The sequence below is a fragment of the Faunimonas pinastri genome, assembly GCF_900110915.1.
GTDB classification, from domain to species: Bacteria; Pseudomonadota; Alphaproteobacteria; order Rhizobiales; family Afifellaceae; genus Faunimonas; species Faunimonas pinastri.
On sequence record NZ_FOFG01000024.1, the window covers coordinates 1 to 19,301 of the forward strand.

Genomic DNA, 19,301 nt, shown 5'->3' on the forward strand with positions numbered 1-19,301 from the left:
CGACAGCTCAATCGTCCGCGCTCACCAGCATGCGGCGGGCGGTAAAAAGGGGGTCCGGATCACGCCATCGGCCGTTCTCGTGGCGGACTGAGCACGAAGATCCACGCCGTCGTGGATCAGGACGGCCTACCAGTGAGGCTGCTGATCACCGCCGGCCAGGCTTCGGACAAAACCGCCGTTCCGGACCTGCTGGTCGGCCTGCCCGCAGCCGGAGCACTCGTTGCGGACCGCGCTTATGACAGCCGCGCCATCCTCGATCTTGTCGCCAAAACAGGCGGACAGGCGCATATCCCCACCCAGAGCCGGGTCCGTGTGCAGCGCTCCGTTGAGCCAGCCCTCTACCGCCGGCGCAACCTCGTGGAGCGGTTCTTCTGCAAGCTCAAACACTTCCGCCGTGTCGCAACGCGCTTCGACAAGCTCGCCCGAAACTTTCTCGCAGCCGTCCTGATCGCCTCAACACGCCTATGGCTGAGAGCTTATGAGTCTACGACCTAGCCGTCCACCCCGAGTGGATCGGCGACGCGCGGCCAGATCTCCCGATCCAGCTTCCTGTATTCGGTGATCGCGGGGTTCGTCGGATAGGAGGTCGGCGCGACGACGTAGACGATCTCGGAGGCAACCGGCGCGAAGCCCGCGTAGAAATGGTTCGTCGACTTCACCAGCAGCAGGTCCTTGGCCGTGAAGTCGATGCCCATGTTGGAGAAGATGTCGGGCTCGTAGGTCTGCGTGCGGCTGGTGATCAGGATCACGTCGATCTCGGTCCCGACGATGCGGATCACGGCCGCCCGGCCGAGCGTTACCCTGCTCTTGCGGAAGCTCTGCCAGCCTTCCTCGGCGGTGCGGAGGATCTCGACTTCCGCATCGATCGGCTCGCCGCCCTCAGGACCGGACTTGCCGCCGAAGCGGAGCTTGATCACCGCGCCTTCGCCTGCCGCATGGCAGAAGGAGACCGCGATGGGATCCCAGATCGTGGCGACGGCCACCCGGTCGATGCCGCGCTCCATGATGCGGCGGAGAACACAGGTCGCGTCGCCCGCGACGCCGCCGCCCGGATTGTCCCACACATCGGCGATCACCACCGGCTTGTCCGGATGCACCTCACGCAGCCGGAGCATCTGGTCCAGGCCGCCGTCGGTATCCACCATCGGCATCGCCGTCTTGCCGCGCAGCGCGTAGAGTTCCAGCCCGATCCGGCGCGCGAGCCGGTCGCCTTCCTCGCGCCGCCCATCCGTCACGACCACGATCTGCGTGCCCATGTCCGGCACGTCGCCCGCCATGAAGCCATGGATGATGGAAACTGAAAGCACGCCATCCTGGCCCTGCAGCGCGACGATACGATCCACGAAGGAGCGCATGGGCTCGCGACTGGTCGGATAGATGCCGATCATCCGGCAGTCGAAGGTAGATATCTCCGGCCGGATCTCGCCGCGCACGGCGCGCAGCCCGATCTCCACCAGATGCTCGCCGCGCTCGAAGAAATCGGTGTGCGGGAATTCCAGGAAGGCCGCCATCGCGTTGAGCTGGGCGACGCGCTTGGCCGTGAGATGACTGTGCGGATCGAATTCGGAGGCGATCACGATATCCGGCCCGACGATCTCGCGGACACGGGCGAGCAAATCGCCCTCCGGATCGTCGTAGCCCTGCGCCACCATCGCCCCGTGCAGGCCGAGGATCACGCCGTCGACCGGCATGGCGGCGCGGAGCTGATCGAGGATCTCGTTGCGCAGCCCCTCATAGGTCTGGCGCTGGATGAGGCCCGCCGGCTCCGCCCAGCAGGACGTGCCTTCGATCACCTCGAAGCCTTCCTCGCGCCCTCGCCGGCGCAGGATCGGCACCGGCGAGGAGCAGAGCGTCGGCGTTTCCGGGTGCTCCCCCGGCCCGGCATAGAAGGCCGCCTCGAAGGCAAGACGATCCGTGGGAACCGGCGAGAAGGTGTTGGTCTCGGTGGCGAGCGAGGCTGTGAAGATCCGCATGGAAGGCCCGGGGAAGCTGTGGGGAAAGAACGGGGGTTAGCCGAGCGGCTTGTAGGCGACGGCCTCGATCTCGACCTTGATGTCGGCCATCAGCCGGGATTCGGCGGTGGTGCGGGCCGGCGGCTCGGACGGGAAGTAGCTCGCGTAGACCGTATTGAAAGCGGGGAAATCGCGCGCGTCTTCCAGCCAGACGGTGGTCTTTACCACGTCCGACATCTCGGCGCCGGCCAGCGCCAGCGCGGCCCTGACGTTTTCCAGCACCTGTCGGGTCTGGTGCTCGATCGTGCCGCCGACATTCTCGCCATCGGCGCCGTAAGGCGTCTGGCCGGATATGAAGATGAAGTCGCCGGCGCGCACGGCCGGGGAAAGGGGCACCTTGGCGGTGCCGAAAGTCTGCTTGGGCATGTTCTGGACCTTGTTGTTTTTGAAAAGAAAAATGGGTCCTCCACGACCTCATCGCCCCGTGAAAGCGACCATCTCGAAGAGAACGACCGCGCCGGGGCAGCTTCTGCGTTTTGAAGCGCGACCGGACGCGAACACCTTGTTATCGACGAATCCTGCCCGCATTTCAGGTTGCGTTCCACCCCGTCGGAATCGAGCAGTAACACCGGATTATACAGGTCCCGTATCGTCGCCATGCCGGGCCTCCGAATCGATGGTCGCACGCCGCTCAGGCGATCTGCTCGATAAAGGAAAGATTGCCCGCGGTCAGTCCCGCATCCACCGGCAACGCCGTTCCGGTTATGCCGGAAGAAAGCGGCGAGGCCAGGAAAACGGCGGCGTTCGCGACCTCGGTCGGCTCCACCAGCCGGCCCAGCGGATAGAGCCGCGACACGCGCGCGATGATGTCCGGATCCTTTTCGATCCGGTGGTCCCAGGCGGCTGTGCGGACCGAGCCGGGGCAGATCGCATTCGCCCGGATACCGTCGCGGCCATATTCCGTGGCGAGCGCCCGGGCATAAGTGCAGGACCTGCGGGATGAAGTCCTCGATATCGACGGACTTGTCATTCTTGATGAAGTCGTTGAGCGGCGCGATCCAGCCGTTGTCGAGATACTGGCCGGACCACATCTGGTCGACGCTGATGACATCGGCGTCCGACGTATGTGCCACGAAGGACGACACAAGGCGGGCCTGAAACGCCTCGTAGGAGGTGATCTATACCGGCGAGGCGCTGGGTGGAGCCCTTTACCTGGAGGGACATCTCCATCGCGGTCTCGCCGGTGCAGGCGGCGAACTCGGCCACACCTTTGTCCAGCTCGACGGTGAGCTATGCCGCTGCGGGCGGCGAGGTTGCTGGGAAACCATCGCCACGCTGCGATGGTTGCGAGGGGAAGCGGCGGCGCTGGGCTTGCCGGATCCCGCCGGCATGAACGCCCGCAGGCTGGTGGCGGTGGCGGGTGAGGGCAACGAGACGGCCTCGGCGTTGCTCGACCGCTACGCCCGCAATGTCTCTGTGGGAATTGCGAACCTGCAACAGACCATGGCGCCCAACTTCTTCATCCTGCATGGCGACGTGGTCGGCGGTGGGCCGGTGATGACGGAAGCCATCGACCGGCATGTGCGCCAGCTTGTGCCAACCCGCCCCGGCGGAGAGGTCGAGATCGTCGCCGGCGATGCGGAAGACGTGGCGGCGCTTCGCGGCGCGGCCGGGCTGGTGCTCTCGGAAGCCCTGCAGTTCGCGGTCTGAACTCATCGGGCGCGCGCGGCGACGCCGGGCACTGGAACGTGGGTGAGCAAGTCCCCACAATCCCGAAGACGCGATAGCCAAGCCCCTCGATGCCTTATAGTTATTTGCGTCAACGGGTAAAAAGCGGGAGCCGAGCGCGTGCATTTGTCGATGTGGACTTACCCTTGGGATATCCAGGACCTTGGCTTCGATCGCACCGTCGCGGATCTTCGCAATCGCGCCGGGCTGAACACGATCAGTCTCGCCACGTCCTACCATGCCGGTCGGTTCCTGCAGCCGCGCAGCCCGGCGCGCAAGGCTTACTTCCCCGAGGACGGGACCATCTACTTTCAGCCGACGCCGGAGCGCTGGGAGGGCGTGACGATCCAGCCGGTGGTCGCAAGCGTCATCTCGGAAGGTGGCGACGTGCTGGCGGAACTGGTGCGCCGGCGCGACGAGGACGGCGGCATGAAGGTGTCGCTCTGGACCGTCTGCCTCCACAACACCCGCATCGGCATGCTGCATCCTGAGGTCGTGACGCGAAACGCCTTCGGTGACCCGAACTACTACAATCTGTGCCCGTCGCATCCCGATGCGCGAGCCTACGTGATGACCATGGTAGCGGATGTCACCGCCCGCTACCGGCCGGACGCGGTGGAACTGGAAAGTCCCTCCTTCATGGGCTTTGCGCATGAGTATCACCACGAGAAGGACGGTGTCGGTCTGACGCCGGAGGACGATTTCCTGCTCTCGCTTTGCTTCTGCGATGCTTGCCACAAGCGGGCGTCCGCCGCCGGGGTGGATATCGCGAAGGCGCAGGCGACGGTGCGCGGCTGGATCGATGAGATGTGCGAGCGCGAGGTGCCGCAGGCGCGCTGGCCGGATTTCCCCGCCGCCGGCCTCGATGTCTTCAAGTCCTACCCGGAAGTCCACGATTTCCTGATGTGGCGCTTCGAGCCCGTTACGAGCCTCGTTCAGGAAATCCGCGCCACCGCCGATCCCGCCAGCAAGATCTATGTGATCGACCTGAAGGACGGCTGGCTCGGCGGTTGCGACACGGCCGCGCTGGCCGAGGTGTCGGACGGCATCATCCTCTGCGCCTATGGCATGGAGCCCGACGCCGTGCGGGAACTGATCTCGGCGGGCCGCGAGGCGGTCGGCCCGGAAAAGTATCTGGGCACCGGCTTCCGCGTCTTCTATCCCGAGGTGCCCGATGCGGCGACGCTCGCCACTCGCTCGAAGGCCGCGATCGAGGCGGGGGCGGAGGGGATAAACTACTACAATTACGGGCTCATTCCGGAAAAGCGGCTGGACTGGGTGCGCCGGGCTGTCGCCGCTGTAGCGGCCTGAGCAGGCTTGGGGCCCAAGATTGCCGCCACCCTGAATACGGAGAAACGTCGATGACTGCTTCCGGAACCGCCCGCGCGGGCTTCGTCAGGACGCTGACCGGCGATGTCGCGCCGGAGACGCTGGGCGTCACCTATGCCCACGACCACCTCTTCTGCATTCCGCCTCTGTGGAGGGAGAAGAAGCTCGACGATTTCATGATCGATGACGTCGAGGCGTCCATCAAGGACGTGGAGCTTTTCACCGCTGCCGGCGGCCAGTCCGTCTACGATGCGACGGCAATCGACTACGGCCGCGATCCGGTGGCGCTGAAGACGATTTCCGAGCGGACCGGCATCAAGATCATCGCCACCGCCGGCTTCAACAAGGCGATCATGTGGCCGGGCCAGATGGCGGGCACGGGCGGCACGTTCCAGGCCTGGATCGACGCGCATGACCGGGCGGCGATCCGCGCCCATGTGGTGCGCGAGGTGACGGAAGGCATGGACGGCACGGACCTGCGCGGCGGCGTGGTCAAGTTCGGCACCGGCTACAACACGATATCGACCGCCGAGGACAAGGTCATGCGCGCCGTGCTCGACGCGCACAAGGAAACCGGCGCACCGATCCATTCGCATACCGAACTCGGAACGCTGATCCTGGAGCAACTGGCGATCGTCAAGGCCGAGGGGGTGGATCCCAACCGCCTCACTATCGCGCATGTCGACCGCAATCCCGATCCGTGGGTGCATGCCAAGGCGGCGGAGACGGGTGTCTTCATGTGCTTCGACGGGATCAGCCGCATCAAGTATCACCCGGAAAGCGTACTGATCGACTGCATCCTGAGGCTGGTGAAGCGCGGCCACGAGAAACAGCTCCTCATCGGCGGCGACATCGCCCGCCGTACCATGTACCGCAACTATGGCGAGGGCGGTCTGGGGCTCGGCTACATCCTGGAAAGCTGGGTGCCCCGCTTCATCGAGGAAGCCGACGAGGCGGGCTTCGACGGTCGCGCTCTGATCCACACCTTCATGGTGGAAAATCCGCGGCGCGCCTTCGTGTTCAGGGGGTGATGCTGTCGTGACCGTTCAGGAAACCGACGCCGAGTTGCTCAACGATCGCGAGATGCGGACGCTGCTGGCCCGGCGTCCGGTCGTGCTCCTTCCCATGGGGGCGGTGGAATCTCACGGCGACCACCTGCCGGCCGGCACCGACAACATCCTGGCCCGCCGGCTGGCGGAGCGACTGGTGGAGCGTGTCGCCGGACGAACGCCGCTGCTGCTGCTCCCGCTGCTGCCTTTCGGACAGGTCTGGTCGCTGGCCGATGCGCCGGGTTCGTTCACCCTGTCCAACGAGACGGTTTCGCGCACGCTGGTGGAGATCGGCCGCGCGGCCAGGACCAAGGGACTTTCCACAATCGTCGCGATCAACGCCCACTACGGCAACGCGGTGGCGATCCGTGACGCGCAGCGCGTGCTGAAGGAGGAGGGGGTGACGCTTGCCGCCTTCAACTATCCTGGCGCCGGAACGCCGACCGAGGCGGTGCGCGAGCGGCCGGCGGCCCATCCCGCCTTCATGCATGCCTGCGAGATCGAGACATCCTACATGCTGCATCTCGCGCCCGAGCATGTGCGGATGGACGAGGCCATCGAGAATTATCCGGCCTTTCCCGACGATTTCGGCGAGGTGCCGTATCGCTGGAGCGAGTTCTCCGACAGCCCCGTTCTGGGGGACGCGCGCGCCGCCACGGCGGAGAAGGGCAGGACCATCCTCGACGCGGTGCTCGACCGCATGGCCGAACTCGTCGCGCGCCTTCACGAGCGTCAACCGCAGGCCTGAGGCACCGCTGGATCGACCGGAAGCGCCGGGCCGGCTCATGCCGCCCGGCCGGTGGATCAGCCGTCGATCGGTTCCGCCACCTGGATCAGGCAGTCGCCTGCTTCCGAATGACTGTGCAACCGGTGCGAAATCACGATGCCGGCTTCCGCGAAGCGGAGCACGGCTTCCGGCTCCTCAAGGCGCTCAAGGTCGTGATACCAGCCCGCGACATCGCCGGCCTGGACGCGCGCGCCGAGCGGCACGGCGGGCTCGAACCAGCCACGTCGGGTGGAGTAGATCCCCTGCGAGTGCCGGGATAGCGAGAGAAGCTGCAGCGGCTCCGGTTGCGCCAGGCCCGAGGGGCTCAGCACCGGCGCGTCCACCATGCCGAGCGCCAGGAGGAGGCGGTCGATCGCGCCGGCGGTCTTGGCCATCGTGTCCGGCGTGGTCGTGCCGCCGCCGCCGCATTCACCGGAAAGCCCGAGCGCACCGGCTCGCAGCGCCGCGCCCATCGAGGTCGGCGCGGCCGGGCCGTTATCGGCGACGAAGCCGTGCGACAGGCCCATCGCGCGCATGAGTTCCAGCGCGCGCTCGAATTTGGCCGGCTCGCGCTGCCGCTCGATCAGCGTGCAGGGCAGGTGCGCCATGGACGTGCCGCCGGAATGCAGGTCGAAGACGATCTCGTGGCGGCGAAAGAGGTCGTGCTCGAGGAAATAGGCGATGCGCTGCGTCGGCGTGCCCGCCGCGTCGCCGGGAAAGGCGCGGTTCAGGTTGCCGTTGTCGAAAGGCGAGCACCGCCGCGCCGCCATGACCGCGGGCATGTTGGTCATCGGCAGGATGGTGATGCTGCCGGAAAGGCGCGCCGGATCGAGCTTGCGGATCAGTCGTGCCAGCGACAGTTCGCCCTCATATTCGTCGCCGTGATTGCCGGCCATCAGCAGGACGCTTGGCCCGTCGCCATTGCGGACACGGCAGATCGGAATCTTGATCTGGTAATAGGGCGAGCGGTCGATGGAGAAGGGAAGGCTCAGGAAATCGAATTGCTTCCCCTGCCGCTCGAAGTCGATGGAATGGGCGAGTCCGGTATGCATTCCCTTCTCCTGCCCGTTCAGATCGCGGCGACCGCGGTCATCTCGACCCGGAGATCCGGATCGGCGAGGCGCGCTTCGGTGCAGGCGCGGGCGGGCGGGTTCGCCGGGTCGATCCACTTGTCGTAGACGCTGTTCATGCCGTCGAAGTCCACGATCGCCGGCAGAAACACGTTGACGGCCAGAAGCTTGGACTTGTCCGTACCGGCTTCCGCCAGCAGCGCGTCGATCTTGGCGAGCACGTCGCGGGTCTGCTCCTCAAGGCCGCCCTTGCGGTTGTCCGCGACCTGGCCGGCAATGTGGAGGACGCCATTGAAGGCCACGGCCTGGCTCATGCGCGAGCCGCTCTGGAAACGCTTGATCATTCTCTCTGCTTTCTTCTGACGTGAGTTCGGGAGCCGGGACGAGCCCGGCCCGGTGAATGCCTGGGAGGGCGGGGTTCAGCCGAAGCTGGTCGGATAGGCGGCGCTCACCGTACCCGTCTCGTCCAGCGCGAAGATCACGCGGTAGCGGTCGAGACAGGTGCAGGGATGCGAGATGCCGAACTCCACGACGTCACCGACGGCAAGCTGGCTCCCCTCGGGAACGGCGAGGAAGGCGTGTTGGTCGTTCAGCCGGGCCACGCGCGTATCACCGAGATCGAAGCCGGCAGGCTGCCCGTCGCGATAGGCGCGGAGCGGGCGCGGCAGGTCCTGGTCGGAGGAGACGTCTCGCATGCCCATGCCGCAGATCGCGATGCCCGGCTCCGGCCGTGACAGCACTTCGGCCCAGATCCGCAGCGCCGGGCGGAAGCTGTCGCTGGCGGCAGCCACCTCGCCACCGCGCCGGAAGCCGCGACGCCCGTCGAGCGCCGCCATGCCGCGCTCGTAGATACCGTGGTCATGGAAGAAAACCGCGCCGCTGCGCAGAACCAGCGTCGCCGCGGGATCGAGAGCCAGAACGGGCTTTAACGCATCCACCACGCGGTCGAAATGCACGGAGCCACCGGCCGTCACGATCAGGGGAGCCGAAGGGCCGACGGTTTCGCGCACCAGACCGTAAGCGTCGGCCGTGAGCGCCAGCAGGGCGGCGATGATGCGGCCGGTCTCGTCCGGGTCGGCCGTGGCGGCCGCGCCCTCATAGGTCGCCACCCCGCCCAGCAGAACCCGGTCGGAAGCGGCGCTGTCGATCGCCTCCATTATGGCCCCCACATGATCGAGCGAACGCGCGCCGGCACGTCCGGCGCCGACTTCCGGCAGCAGTCGGATCTCGGGGAGGTCGGGCCGCTCACCCCATGCGGCGATTACCGCCTGCGCCGCCTCGACCGAATCCACGAAGAGATAAAGTTCGGAATCCCGATGACCGGCGAGCAGCGCGGCAAGCCGCCGGGCGGCGTTCAGTCCCCCGATCTCATTGGCGAGGATCAACCGGCGGAACCCGGCCTTCAGCATGACGGAAGCCTGGCGGATGTCCGCGACGGTCGTGCCCCATGCGCCGGCATCCACCAGAGATTTCGCGAGCTCCGGCGACATCGGCGTCTTGGCATGCGGCGCAATCGCCACGCCTTCGTCGCGGGCATAACCGAGCATCTGGTCGCGGTTGTTGTCGAAGGCCGCGCGGTCGAGCGTCAGCACGGGAAGGGACATGCGCCCGTCCGTCGGACGCCAGCCCTGACGGCCGACATCGTCAAGCGCGACCGGCGCGATGCCCGGAGGTACGCCGCGAATGCGGTCGTCCAGCGTCTCGAAGGCTTCAGTCATTTGCAATGTCCGTCCTGGAAATGTTCGGCTCTCCGGCAGCGACCGTCATCGCTGCTTTTCCCGCCCGGAAAGGAGCAGAAGTATGAGGATCAGTCCCCCGAACATGATGTTGCGCCAGCCGGGCGAGGCGTTGACCACGGTGATCAGCGCGGTGATCGTGACCAGCAGCACGGAGCCCGGGATGGTGCCGGCGTAGGTCCCCGCGCCGCCGAGGATCGAGGTGCCGCCAAGCACGACAGCGGCGATGGAGGTCAGGAGGTAGGGGTCGCCGATGCCGACATAGCCCTGCCGGTTCATGCCGAGCACAAGCAGGCCGGCGAGTCCCGCGAAGAAGCCGCTCAGCGTGAAGAGCAGCAGCGTGGTCCGTTCCACGTTCACGCCGGAAAGTCGAGCTGCGATGCTGTTCGCGCCGATAGCGAAGAAACGGGCGCCGGTGGCGGTGCGATGCAGCAGGAGAAGGACGCCGACCATCACTGCCACCCAGAGCAAGATGTCGGCCGGAATACCGCCGGGGCGCGCCGAGCCCAGCCAGATGACCGCCGCGTTTTCAACCGAGACGGCGCTGCCGCCGGCGACGATCACCAGGAAGCCCTGCAGCAGCGTCGCCATTGCCAGCGTCATGATGATCGGCGGGACCTTGAGGAAGGCGGCTCCAATGCCGTTGATCAGCCCGATCAGCGACGCAAGCGCCAGAACGGCCACGATGCCGAATATGCCGGTGGGGTCCCAGGCCGGCGAGAGCATGGGTAGCGTGATCGCCGTCACGGTGATCACCGCGCCCACGGACAGGTCGATGCCGCCGCCGATGACGACCAGCGTCTGTCCGGCCGCGACGATACCGATGATCGAGGCGAGCTCCAGGATGTAGCGGAGATGGCCATACGTGCCGAAGCCGCGGGAGAAGAAGCTCGCGCCGATCCACACGATCGCGACCAGGAGCAGCGTCAGAAACGGGCCGTTGCGGAGCAGGTTGCGCATGACGGAGCCAGACGCGGAGGAAGAAGCGGGAGCGGGCATCAGGAACGCCTCCAGCGGCCGGTGAATTGCGGGATCGCCACGGCGCCGACAATGATCAGGCCCTGCGCGATGTATTGCGCCACCGGCGGGAAGCCCAGGAAGAACATGACGTTGATCATGACGCTGAGAAGCAGGCTGCCGGCGAGTGCGCCGCGCATGGTGCCGCGCCCGCCGAGGAAGCTGACGCCGCCCAGAACCGCCGCCGCGATGGAGTTCAGCGTGAAGGGCGTTCCGATGACCGGGTCGCCCGAGCCGGTCTGCGCGGCCACGAACAGGCCGGCCAGCGTCGTGAGCAGGCCGCTCAGGGCATAGGTTGCGATGCGGACGCGGTTGACCGCCACGCCGGAACGGAAGGCGCCGATCGGATTATCCCCGGCGGCGTAGATCCCGAGCCCGAGAGGCGTGGCGAGATAGAGCTTCCAGAGGATAACGATCACCACAAGCAGGCCGAAGGCAGCCGGCGTGTGCCCGGCGAGAAAGTCGGAGAAACCGGCTGGAATAACGCCACCGGGCCGGGGCAGGATGATGAGCGCGATACCGCCGATGATAAAGGAACCGGCCAGCGTGACGATGATGGCGGGCAGGCGCAGGTAGCTGACGATCGCGCCGGTAATGCCGCCCACCACGAGCCCGGCAAGAAGCACCGCGACGATGGCGCCGGTAACGCCGAAGGCCGTGCCCATGACGGTCGCGGCGATCACCGCCCCGAGACTTACGAGCGGGCCGATGGCAAGGCTGATGCCGCCCATCATCATGAGCAGGGTCTGCGCCATGGCCACCAGCGCCAGCGGGAACCAGTTCTGGGTGAACTTGGAAAATCCGCCAAGCGTGAAGAGGCCGGGGAAGAGATACGCATAGAGCGCGAGAAACGCGATCACGACCACGAAGAGGCCGATGACGCCGCGATTGCGCTGGCGCTGGACGGCCCAGAACAGCGGTTCGCGTGAGGAAAGGGTGCTCATGCGGCCTGCTCCCTGACTTCCACACCCATGGCCGCGCCGACGATCGCTTCCTCGGTGATGTGTCCGCGTGCGATGGTCGCCACCGCCCGGCCTTCGCGGAACACGGTGACGCGGTCGCAGAGATGCACGAGTTCCGGCGTGTCGGAGCTGATCAGCACCACCGTCTTGCCCTCGGCGGCAAAGGATCTCAGCATGAGATAGATCTCGCGCTTGGTATCGATATCGACGCCGCGCGTCGGATCATTGAGAAGCAGCACCGATGGCGCGAGCGGCAGCCACTTGGCCAGCGCCACCTTTTGCTGGTTGCCGCCGGACAGCGCCTGGACGGGACGCGCCGTGTCGCCCTTGATCGTGAGCCGCCGGGCGAGATCGGAGACAAGGTTCCGTTCGGCACTCCGGTCGCGCATGCCTGCGCGGTTCAGTCGACCAAGCGAGGGCAGGATCAGGTTGGAGGCAATGGAATGGGGCAGGATCAGCCCCTCGTGCTTGCGGTCGGCCGGGACATAGGCAAGGCCGGCGCGCGTCGCGGCACCGACCGAGGAGAACGGTGCCTTCTGGCCGCAGATCGTCGCGCTGGCAGCCTGCGCGGCGAGCGCACCGTAAAGTCCCAGGACGAAATCTTCCTGCCCCTGGCCGACAAGGCCGCCGATCCCGACGACTTCGCCGCGCCGGGCGGTGAAGGAGACGTCGCGGGCCATGCCGCTGGAGAAGCCCTGGACATCGACAAGGAGGTCGCCAGCCGCGTTCGGCTCCCATTTCGGAAAGAGGTCGCCGGCATCGCGGCCGACCATCAGCCGCACGAGACCTTCCGCATCGACGCCCGCCAGGGGCTGATCGGCGGTGCAGACGCCGTCCTTCAGCACCGTCACGTAGTCGCAAAGCGCCATCACCTCGTTGAGGCGATGCGAGATGTAAAGGACCGCGACGCCTTCCTGCTTCAGGCGCAAGACAAGTGCCGAGAGGATTCCCGCTTCATGGGCGGAGAGCGACGAGGTCGGTTCGTCCAGGATCAGGACGCGTGGCTTGCGAAACAGCGCCTTGGCGATCTCGACCATCTGCCGGCGACCGAGCGCCAGCGTGCCGACCGGCGTCGCCAGCGGTTCGTCGAGGCCCACGAGATCGCGCACCTCGGCCGTGCGACGGGCAAGCTCGGGATAATCCACGAAGCCCAGGCGCCGGGGATAGGCGCCAAGGCCGATGTTCTCGGCGATCGAAAGGTCGGGAGCGAGGCTCAACTCCTGCTGGACCACCGCAATGCCGGCGTTGCGAGCGCCCGCCGGGTTCAGCCGCGAGAGCGGCTGCCCGTCCATAAGGATCTCGCCCCCGTCGGGTGCGAGCGATCCGGACAGGAGGTTGATCAGCGTCGACTTGCCCGCGCCGTTTTCGCCGAGCAGCGCATGGACGCGGCCCGGGACGAGCGAGATGGAGACATCCTTCAGCACGGGATTGCCGAAGAAGCCCTTCGACAATCCCTTTGCTGCGAGGAACGCGGTGGATCCCGCCATGACCTTTCCGTTCGTCCTACTTCTGCGCCAGGAGCTTGTCGAAAAGCGCCGTGTCGAAGTCGGAGTAGATGTAGCCGTCGGCCGGGAAGTCCTTGGAGCGGTCGAGATAGCTGCCGATGTTGCTGTCGTCGATCACGGGCAGCGGCACCTTGACATAGGCCGGTACGTCCTTGCCGTTCAACGCCTGAACGGCGGTGTAGACCGCGAGCGCGCCGAGCCAGTTCGGCTGCATCGTCGCCCAGCCCTTCACCCCTTCCTTCTTCCAGAGCTCGAGGAACTGACGGTAGTTCTCGCCGGTGATCGGCACGGGGTCGTGGCCCTGGCGGTCGAAGGCGAGCAGCGCGCCGGCCGACAGAGCTCCACCGAGGGAAAGCACGCCGTCGATGTCCGGGTTGCTGAAGAGCAGGCTGGTCATCGCTTCCTGCGCGGGCGCCACGTTGTACTCGGTGTTGGTCTCGGTCAGGACCTGAATGCCCTTGTTGGCATCAAGCACCGGCTGCGCGCCCTTGCGGCGGTCGTCGCTGACGGAAACGCCGGCCGGGCCGTTCATGATGATGATCTTGCCCTTGCCGCCGAGCCGGTCGACCATCCACTGCGCGGCCTGGCGGCCCCACTCGTTGGAATCCGTGTTGAGCTTGGCCGTCAGCTTGTCGGTGTCGACCAGGCTGTCGAAGTTGACCACGGCGATACCCTTGTCGCAGGCATCCGAAATCACGCGGTCCAGGGCGGTGGAGGAACCGGCGTCGACGACGATCGCATCCAGGTTGGAGTCGATCATCGACTGGATCTGCTGGATCTGCGTGTTGGCGTTGCCCTGAGCATCGGTGATGATCAGGTCCTTGACGACGCCCTGCTTCTTGAGGTCCGCGACTTCCTTCGTGATCGTCCCCTCGGTCTGTTTCATCCAGGTCGGCACGGAATAGATGTTTGCCCAACCCACCTTGTAAGGCGGCTTGCGATCGCCTTTGATGCAGTTGGAGGCCGCGAAGGCCGGACTGGAAGCAGCGAATGCCAGAATGGAAAGCGCGCCGATGCCGGCCAGCAAGCCGCCCGACAGTGTCTGCGAAAGACCCGATCTCATGCCAGTTCCCCTCACCGTGAGTGCGCCCCTCGCGCACTTGATAATGTCCGATATTTCAGACAATATGACGATATATCAGACGATGCGATCATAGGATCAGAAAAGGCGTGGACGCAAGGGCCGCGCTCTCGAGTGGACCGGGTGAGAAAAAGGAAGAGCGATTTCGGATGAGCATGGTGGAAGCGGCCAGTTCGCGAAGTGGAACGAAGGCGGCCCGTGAGCCTGACCGGCAGCGTGGGATCGACCGCGTCATCGCGGTGCTGGAAGCGCTGCAGCGCCATCATGCGCCCATGCGTGCCGGCGAAATCGCGCGCTCGATCGGCGCGCCGCGCTCCACCTGCTACGAGATCGTCAACCGGCTCCTCGAGGCGGAGATCCTTGAGCCGGCGGGGGCGGAAGGGCAGGTCTATTTCGGCCGCGCCTCCTATCTGTTCGGGCGCGCCTATGCCGAGAACAATGCCTTGCATCGTCGTGTCGGCGGCGTCCTGGAAAGCCTGGCGGCGCAGACCGGCGCGATGGCCCAGTTCTGCGCATTGCGCGGCAACAAGTATCTCGTGCTGGAATCCCGCAGTGGCTCCGGACTGTTCCGGATCACCGTCGATGTCGGGGTGGAAGTACCGCTGCCCTGGACCGCTTCAGGGCGGCTCCTTCTGAGCCATCTCGACGCGCAGGAGATCCGCGACTTCATCCCGCCGGAGGATTTCGTGCTGCCCACGGGCGAGCAGCTTTCCGTCGATCAGTTCCTGGCCGAGGTGGAAGCCGCCGCGCGCGAGGGCTACAGCGTCACCCGAAACCTCGTCGACATCTTTGCAACCTGCCTTGCCGTGCCGATCCTCCGGCAGGACGGCAGCGTAGCCGGGACGCTCTGCCTCGTCGTGCCGGCCGAACTGGTGGCGGAGCAGAGGCGTGAACTTCTGGATCTGCTGATTCCGGCAGCCCGCCAGCTTTCGGCACACTGACCGGAGGTGCCCGTCATCTCACCTGCGCGCCGACAGCCCGGCAGAGCAGAAGGGACGCGAGAACTTCGCCATGGCTTCTCTCGCGTCCGTGCCGATTGACTTGGGAGACGCCGATGCTTGCCTGCACGGTGCCGCGCTGCGTGACGATGGGAAAGCAGATGCCGACGAACTCGCGCGCTCAATCGTTGCCGTTCCGCATCGTCCTGGAAAGATCATGACGAGTTGCCCGGAGGTGGCGTCCGCTCGAATGATCGGTTTCAGCGGGTTGGGCATTCCTGCCGCGGGAGCGAAGTTGCTCGATCCGGTTGAACAGAAGCAAGCCTGCTTTCCCGCCCAGCCGGCCAAGGTCCGCCCAGGCTTTGGTAAGCGGCGGTGCCATGACGGCGGTGCCGGTGATCGTCATCTTCGCCTTCGCCTTGGCCCGATACTTCTTCGGCTAGGGCATCACCGCCGCGCGCCGGCAAGCGACGGCGCCTCAGAGCTGGGGCGGCGGGACGTTGCGGTCCGCGTATTGGCGGCCGGCCTGCGCATGACGGCTGCCGTTCCGCAGCGAGAACAGGCCATGGCCGGGCAGGAACGTCTCGAACGGGAGCTCTGCCAGCTTGCGAACCGTCGCGATGGCCTGCGCCACGCTGCAATCCTCGATTTCCTGCAGGAAGATGCGCCCGCCCGCAAAAAGCGCGTCGCCCGAGATCAGCGACGTTCGCCCGCGATCCTTCACGAGAAAGGAGCAATGGTCCGCGCTGTGTCCTGGCGTCTCGATCAGGGTTACCTCCAGCGCGCCGAAGCGGGAGGACAGGTCCGCCTCAAGGACGCGATGAACGGCCGGAGCCTCCCACGCGTAGTCCAGCGGGTAGTAACCGCCTCGCGCCCGGTCGAGGCTGATCAGCCGCTCGTCCTTCGCCTTCAGGATCTCGGCCGTGCGCACGCCGCAGGTGACTTGCGCGGCAGGCGCATCGCGAAGCAGGGAGACGGTCCCGCCGGAATGGTCGGCGTGGGCATGGGTGAGGAAAATCGTGTGGAGCGTGGCGGGATCGAGGCCGTCGTCGCGAATGGCTTCGGCGAGAGCTCCCGGTTCGGACCCCGCGCCGGTGTCGAAGAGAACAAGGCCATCGCCCGCATCCATCAGCCAGGCATTGCAGTCCAGATCGTGCGAAAGATCGAAGCCGGACCCGCCACTGGCGACCAGGTAAATGCCATCACAGATCTTCATCGGGGTTCCTCGTGAGTGCCAGATGCGGGAAAGAGGACGATTGCCGCTCGGGCGGCTCAGACGGAAGACGGTTCGCGCCCGTCCTGTCCAGGAGCAAGCAATGACGGAAACGGTCAACGGGAACAAGCCTTTCGCAGGCCGGACCGTGAGCGTCACGGGCGCCGCGTCGGGGCAGCGTCGGATCGCCCCAAAGGCCTATGTGGAAGCCCGCGCCCACGTCGTCGTGGCCGACTTCACGGGCCGCACAGCGGGGCGAGTGGCTGAGAGTATCGACGACGCGGCCTTCTCCGCGAAGGTCTCGCGCGAAACACCGCTCATGGTGGAGCGGGGCGGCGGGTCGATCATCAACAACGCGTCCTTCAATGCCCTCTCCCGTGTTTCCGGTGCGGACGGCCGTGCGGCGACAAAGGGCGGCATCGGTCCGCTGACGCGCGTCCCCGGGGATACGCCGATGAAATCGGCCCTGATGACCGAACCGGGTTGCCTCCACGCCATGACGTCGGCCATCCCGCTCGGACGCGCCGCGTGGGCCGGTGAGGTCGCGCACGTCGCGGTATCCTTGACCTCCGAGCGCCCTTCATACCTGAACGGGGTGATCCTTCCCGTCGATGGCGGCTGGGAGGAGAAGTCGGCATGACCGAGCTTCTCCTGGGCCTCGACCTCGGTTCGTCCATGACCAAGGGCGCGCTGTTCGATGAAGACGGGCGGGAAGTGCTTACCGCTTCCCGACCGATGCCGACCGAGCGACCTCGTCCCGGCTGGTCCGAGGCCGATCCAGACGTTCTCTGGCGAAATGTCGTTTCCATCTGCCGGGAACTGGCGGGCAGCGAGGCCGCCCGACAGCAGGGTATCGCCGCGCTCGGCATCTCCGGCGCCATGGTCGGCGCCTGGGTGATTGACGCAAGCGGCTCTCCGCTGCGACCGGGCATTCTCTGGAGCGACGGGCGCGCACAGGCGCAAATCGACGAAGCTGAGCGGCGAACTCCCGGCTTCATGTCGGAAGTATTCCAAAGCTCAGGCTCGGTGATGCAGCAGGGCTGCACGCTGCCGCTCGTGCGCTGGCTGCTGGATTACGAACCGGAGGTGATGCAAAGGGCACGAGCCGTGATCGGCGCGAAGGATTTCGTCCGCCTGAGGCTGACGGGAAATCTTGCCACCGATCCCACGGAAGCGGCCGTCGCGCCCGGCAGCGCCATGACGCGCGACCGGAGCCCGGCGATGATGGAGCTCTTCGGGCTCTCCTCGGCGGCCCGCCTGTTTCCCGAGGTGCTGCCTTCGGAAGCTCCCGCCGGAGCGGTCACGAGGAAATCCGCCGAGGAGACCGGCCTGGAAGCGGGCACCCCGGTCGCGATCGGCACCGGCGATGTCGCCGCAAGCGTCCTCGGTGCCGGGGGCAGCAAACCTGGAACCGCAGTTACCGTGCTCGGCACCACCTGCCTTAGCGGCGTGGTCACGGCAGCGCCCTTGTTCCTGCCACCTGATCTCGGCCTGCTCTTCACTCTCCCCGGCGACCACTGGTTCCGCGCCATGGTCAATGTCGCCGGCACCGTGAACCTGGACTGGTGCCTTTCAACGCTCTGCCCGGATCTCGACGGTCCCGACCGGTTCGCCCGGCTGGAGGCGTTGGCGTCAGAGGCCGGGACAGGCGCGCAGGGAGCGACCTACGTGCCTTATCTCAGTGAGGTCGGCATCATCGCGCCCCGGGTGGAGCCGCGCGTGAGGGCCGGGTTCTCCGGCCTGACTCCCGCGCATCGACGCGCCCATCTCGTCCGCGCTGTCTACGAAGGCATGATGTTCGCCATTCGCGACTGCTACTCCGTGATGGAACAGCCGATTTCCGAGGTACGGCTGGTGGGCGGTGCTTCGCGAAGCCGATTCTGGACGCAGATGCTGGCGGATGTGACGGGTGTGCCTGTCGTGGTGCCGGAAGGGACCGAGTTCGGCGCGAAGGGGGCGGCTCTCCTCGCCGCGGTTTCCATCGGGCGCTTCGGTTCCGTGCGCGAAGCGGTCGCTGCATCCAGCAGCATTTCACGCCGGCATGAACCGGATCTCGAGAATCACGCTCTTTATGAGGCGGCCTTTGAACGATACCGCGCGGCTGCGGACGGGATGATCGACATTGCGCGACGGGAGCGCGCAACGTGAGCGCGCGACGAGGGGCGCGCCACGGGATGCGACGGGGGAGGTGAGGGGATGAGCATGAATGGGATGAAGGCTTATCTGGCGGATGCCGCCGGGCGGGTGGCGACGGTGGTGGACGGGCAGGAAGATGCGTTCGAGGCGGCGGCGGCTGCGCTGGTGCGAACGATCCGCGACGACCGGCTGGTCTATGTCTTCGGCACGGGCCATTCCCACATGATGGCCGAGGAAGGCCATTATCGCGCCGGCGGGCTTGCCTGCGTCGTCCCGGTTCTGGCGAGCACCGTGATGCTGCATGAGGGAGCGGTCGCGGGTTCTGCGCTGGAGCGAACGCCCGGGCTCGCAGCCATCGTGCTGTCGCGTTATGCGATCGGCGCCGGCGACGTGATGTTCGTCTTCTCCAACAGCGGCGTGAACGCGGTGCCGGTGGAGGCGGCCCATATCGGACGCGAGCGTGGCGCGACGGTGATCGCCGTGACGTCGGAGATCTATTCCCGCGCGGCTGCCAACGGGCGGGAGCGACTGGCCGAGGTCGCCGATATCGTGCTCGACAACAAGGGACCGGCCGGCGATGCGGTGGTCGACCTCGGTGGCGGCCTGCGCACCGCGCCGATTTCCACCGTCGTGGGAGCGGCGATCCTGAACGGCCTTCTTGCCGAAGCCGCGCAGCGCCTGACCGCCGCCGGCGAGGACGTGCCGGTCTATATCAGCGCCAACATGCCGGGCGCGGCGGAACGCAACAGCGAACTGGTGGAACGCTTCCGCTCACGCAACCCTCATCTCTGAGCAAGACGGCGCGCTCGGCGGCCAAGG

Annotated in this window: 19 protein-coding genes and 3 pseudogenes; 9 read left to right on the forward strand and 13 right to left on the reverse strand. The window is 66.4% G+C overall.

The features are described 5' to 3' along the window. Positions 1–60: 60 nt before the first annotated feature. Positions 61–495 (forward strand): annotated as a pseudogene (locus tag BMY25_RS19165) (IS5 family transposase); the annotation flags it as partial. Here the strand turns inward: BMY25_RS19165 and BMY25_RS19170 are convergent. The 4 genes and pseudogenes from BMY25_RS19170 to BMY25_RS21385 form a co-directional block, all read right to left on the reverse strand. Next, entirely contained in the window at positions 492–1,973 is a 1,482-nt protein-coding gene (locus BMY25_RS19170) for a M81 family metallopeptidase (RefSeq protein ID WP_092499684.1), read from the reverse strand. The pseudogene BMY25_RS19165 and the gene BMY25_RS19170 sit on opposite strands and share 4 nt — an antisense overlap. 36 nt (positions 1,974–2,009) lie before the next feature. Beyond that, positions 2,010–2,378, reverse strand: a complete 369-nt coding sequence (locus tag BMY25_RS19175; RefSeq protein ID WP_092499686.1) for a RidA family protein — start codon at positions 2,376–2,378, stop codon at positions 2,010–2,012. Positions 2,379–2,643: 265 nt separating this feature from the next. Beyond that, positions 2,644–2,934: pseudogene (locus BMY25_RS19180) on the reverse strand (SDR family oxidoreductase); the annotation flags it as partial. A gap of 1 nt (position 2,935) precedes the next feature. Beyond that, positions 2,936–3,124 (reverse strand): annotated as a pseudogene (locus BMY25_RS21385) (sugar ABC transporter substrate-binding protein); the annotation flags it as partial. Between the two features lies 1 nt (position 3,125). Between BMY25_RS21385 and BMY25_RS19190 the strand changes: the two are divergent. The 4 genes from BMY25_RS19190 (at position 3,126) to BMY25_RS19205 (ending at position 6,806) form a co-directional block, all read left to right on the forward strand. Then, a complete protein-coding gene (locus BMY25_RS19190; protein ID WP_092499690.1) occupies positions 3,126–3,662 on the forward strand; it encodes an ROK family protein in 537 nt (178 codons plus the stop codon). A 138-nt stretch (positions 3,663–3,800) separates the two neighbouring features. Next, positions 3,801–4,991 (forward strand): glycoside hydrolase family protein, encoded by a 1,191-nt coding sequence (locus BMY25_RS19195; protein ID WP_092499692.1) that lies wholly within the window; start codon positions 3,801–3,803, stop codon positions 4,989–4,991. A gap of 50 nt (positions 4,992–5,041) precedes the next feature. After that, a complete protein-coding gene (locus tag BMY25_RS19200) occupies positions 5,042–6,040 on the forward strand; it encodes a phosphotriesterase family protein (protein ID WP_092499694.1) in 999 nt (332 codons plus the stop codon). Between the two features lie 7 nt (positions 6,041–6,047). Beyond that, positions 6,048–6,806 (forward strand): creatininase family protein, encoded by a 759-nt coding sequence (locus BMY25_RS19205; protein WP_092499696.1) that lies wholly within the window; start codon positions 6,048–6,050, stop codon positions 6,804–6,806. Between the two features lie 56 nt (positions 6,807–6,862). Here the strand turns inward: BMY25_RS19205 and BMY25_RS19210 are convergent, their stop codons facing one another. From BMY25_RS19210 to BMY25_RS19240, 7 genes are all read right to left on the reverse strand, one after another. Next, on the reverse strand, positions 6,863–7,876 hold the full coding sequence (locus BMY25_RS19210) for a succinylglutamate desuccinylase/aspartoacylase family protein (RefSeq protein WP_092499698.1): 1,014 nt from the start codon (positions 7,874–7,876) through the stop codon (positions 6,863–6,865). A 17-nt stretch (positions 7,877–7,893) separates the two neighbouring features. Further along, positions 7,894–8,238, reverse strand: a complete 345-nt coding sequence (locus tag BMY25_RS19215) for a RidA family protein (protein WP_092499700.1) — start codon at positions 8,236–8,238, stop codon at positions 7,894–7,896. A gap of 75 nt (positions 8,239–8,313) precedes the next feature. Continuing rightward, positions 8,314–9,612 (reverse strand): alanine racemase, encoded by a 1,299-nt coding sequence (locus tag BMY25_RS19220; protein WP_092499702.1) that lies wholly within the window; start codon positions 9,610–9,612, stop codon positions 8,314–8,316. A 45-nt stretch (positions 9,613–9,657) separates the two neighbouring features. Then, positions 9,658–10,590 carry an ABC transporter permease gene (locus BMY25_RS19225; RefSeq protein WP_428976990.1) on the reverse strand — a complete coding sequence of 311 codons (933 nt, stop codon included), beginning with the start codon at positions 10,588–10,590 and terminating at the stop codon, positions 9,658–9,660. Positions 10,591–10,628: 38 nt separating this feature from the next. Further along, a complete protein-coding gene (locus BMY25_RS19230) occupies positions 10,629–11,591 on the reverse strand; it encodes an ABC transporter permease (protein WP_092499706.1) in 963 nt (320 codons plus the stop codon). Beyond that, complete coding sequence (locus BMY25_RS19235; protein ID WP_092499708.1) at positions 11,588–13,096, reverse strand: sugar ABC transporter ATP-binding protein; 1,509 nt, start codon at positions 13,094–13,096, stop codon at positions 11,588–11,590. Before BMY25_RS19235 ends, BMY25_RS19230 begins: the two co-directional genes overlap by 4 nt. A 16-nt stretch (positions 13,097–13,112) precedes the next feature. Continuing rightward, complete coding sequence (locus BMY25_RS19240; RefSeq protein ID WP_092499710.1) at positions 13,113–14,177, reverse strand: ABC transporter substrate-binding protein; 1,065 nt, start codon at positions 14,175–14,177, stop codon at positions 13,113–13,115. A 167-nt stretch (positions 14,178–14,344) separates the two neighbouring features. Here BMY25_RS19240 and BMY25_RS19245 point away from each other — a divergent pair, with 167 nt between their 5' ends. Beyond that, the gene (locus tag BMY25_RS19245; protein WP_092499712.1) at positions 14,345–15,136 is read left to right on the forward strand and encodes an IclR family transcriptional regulator; all 792 of its coding nucleotides are present in this window, start codon (positions 14,345–14,347) and stop codon (positions 15,134–15,136) included. 178 nt (positions 15,137–15,314) lie between these two features. Here BMY25_RS19245 and BMY25_RS20580 read toward each other — a convergent pair whose 3' ends face one another. Then, positions 15,315–15,539: a hypothetical protein gene (locus BMY25_RS20580; RefSeq protein WP_143062049.1), complete on the reverse strand. Its 225-nt coding sequence runs from the start codon at positions 15,537–15,539 to the stop codon at positions 15,315–15,317. Between the two features lie 72 nt (positions 15,540–15,611). Further along, positions 15,612–16,349 carry an MBL fold metallo-hydrolase gene (locus BMY25_RS19250; RefSeq protein ID WP_092499714.1) on the reverse strand — a complete coding sequence of 246 codons (738 nt, stop codon included), beginning with the start codon at positions 16,347–16,349 and terminating at the stop codon, positions 15,612–15,614. Positions 16,350–16,449: 100 nt separating this feature from the next. Here BMY25_RS19250 and BMY25_RS19255 point away from each other — a divergent pair, with 100 nt between their 5' ends. Genes BMY25_RS19255 through BMY25_RS19265 form a run of 3 tightly spaced genes read left to right on the forward strand, consistent with a single transcriptional unit; the run spans position 16,450 to position 19,274 of the window. Further along, positions 16,450–16,986, forward strand: coding sequence for an SDR family oxidoreductase (locus BMY25_RS19255; protein ID WP_177176957.1), 537 nt, complete (start codon positions 16,450–16,452; stop codon positions 16,984–16,986). Beyond that, positions 16,983–18,494 (forward strand): FGGY-family carbohydrate kinase, encoded by a 1,512-nt coding sequence (locus BMY25_RS19260; RefSeq protein ID WP_092499716.1) that lies wholly within the window; start codon positions 16,983–16,985, stop codon positions 18,492–18,494. The genes BMY25_RS19255 and BMY25_RS19260 overlap by 4 nt, the downstream gene beginning before the upstream one ends. 54 nt (positions 18,495–18,548) lie before the next feature. Continuing rightward, positions 18,549–19,274, forward strand: a complete 726-nt coding sequence (locus tag BMY25_RS19265; RefSeq protein WP_092499724.1) for an SIS domain-containing protein — start codon at positions 18,549–18,551, stop codon at positions 19,272–19,274. Positions 19,275–19,301 lie beyond the last annotated feature (27 nt).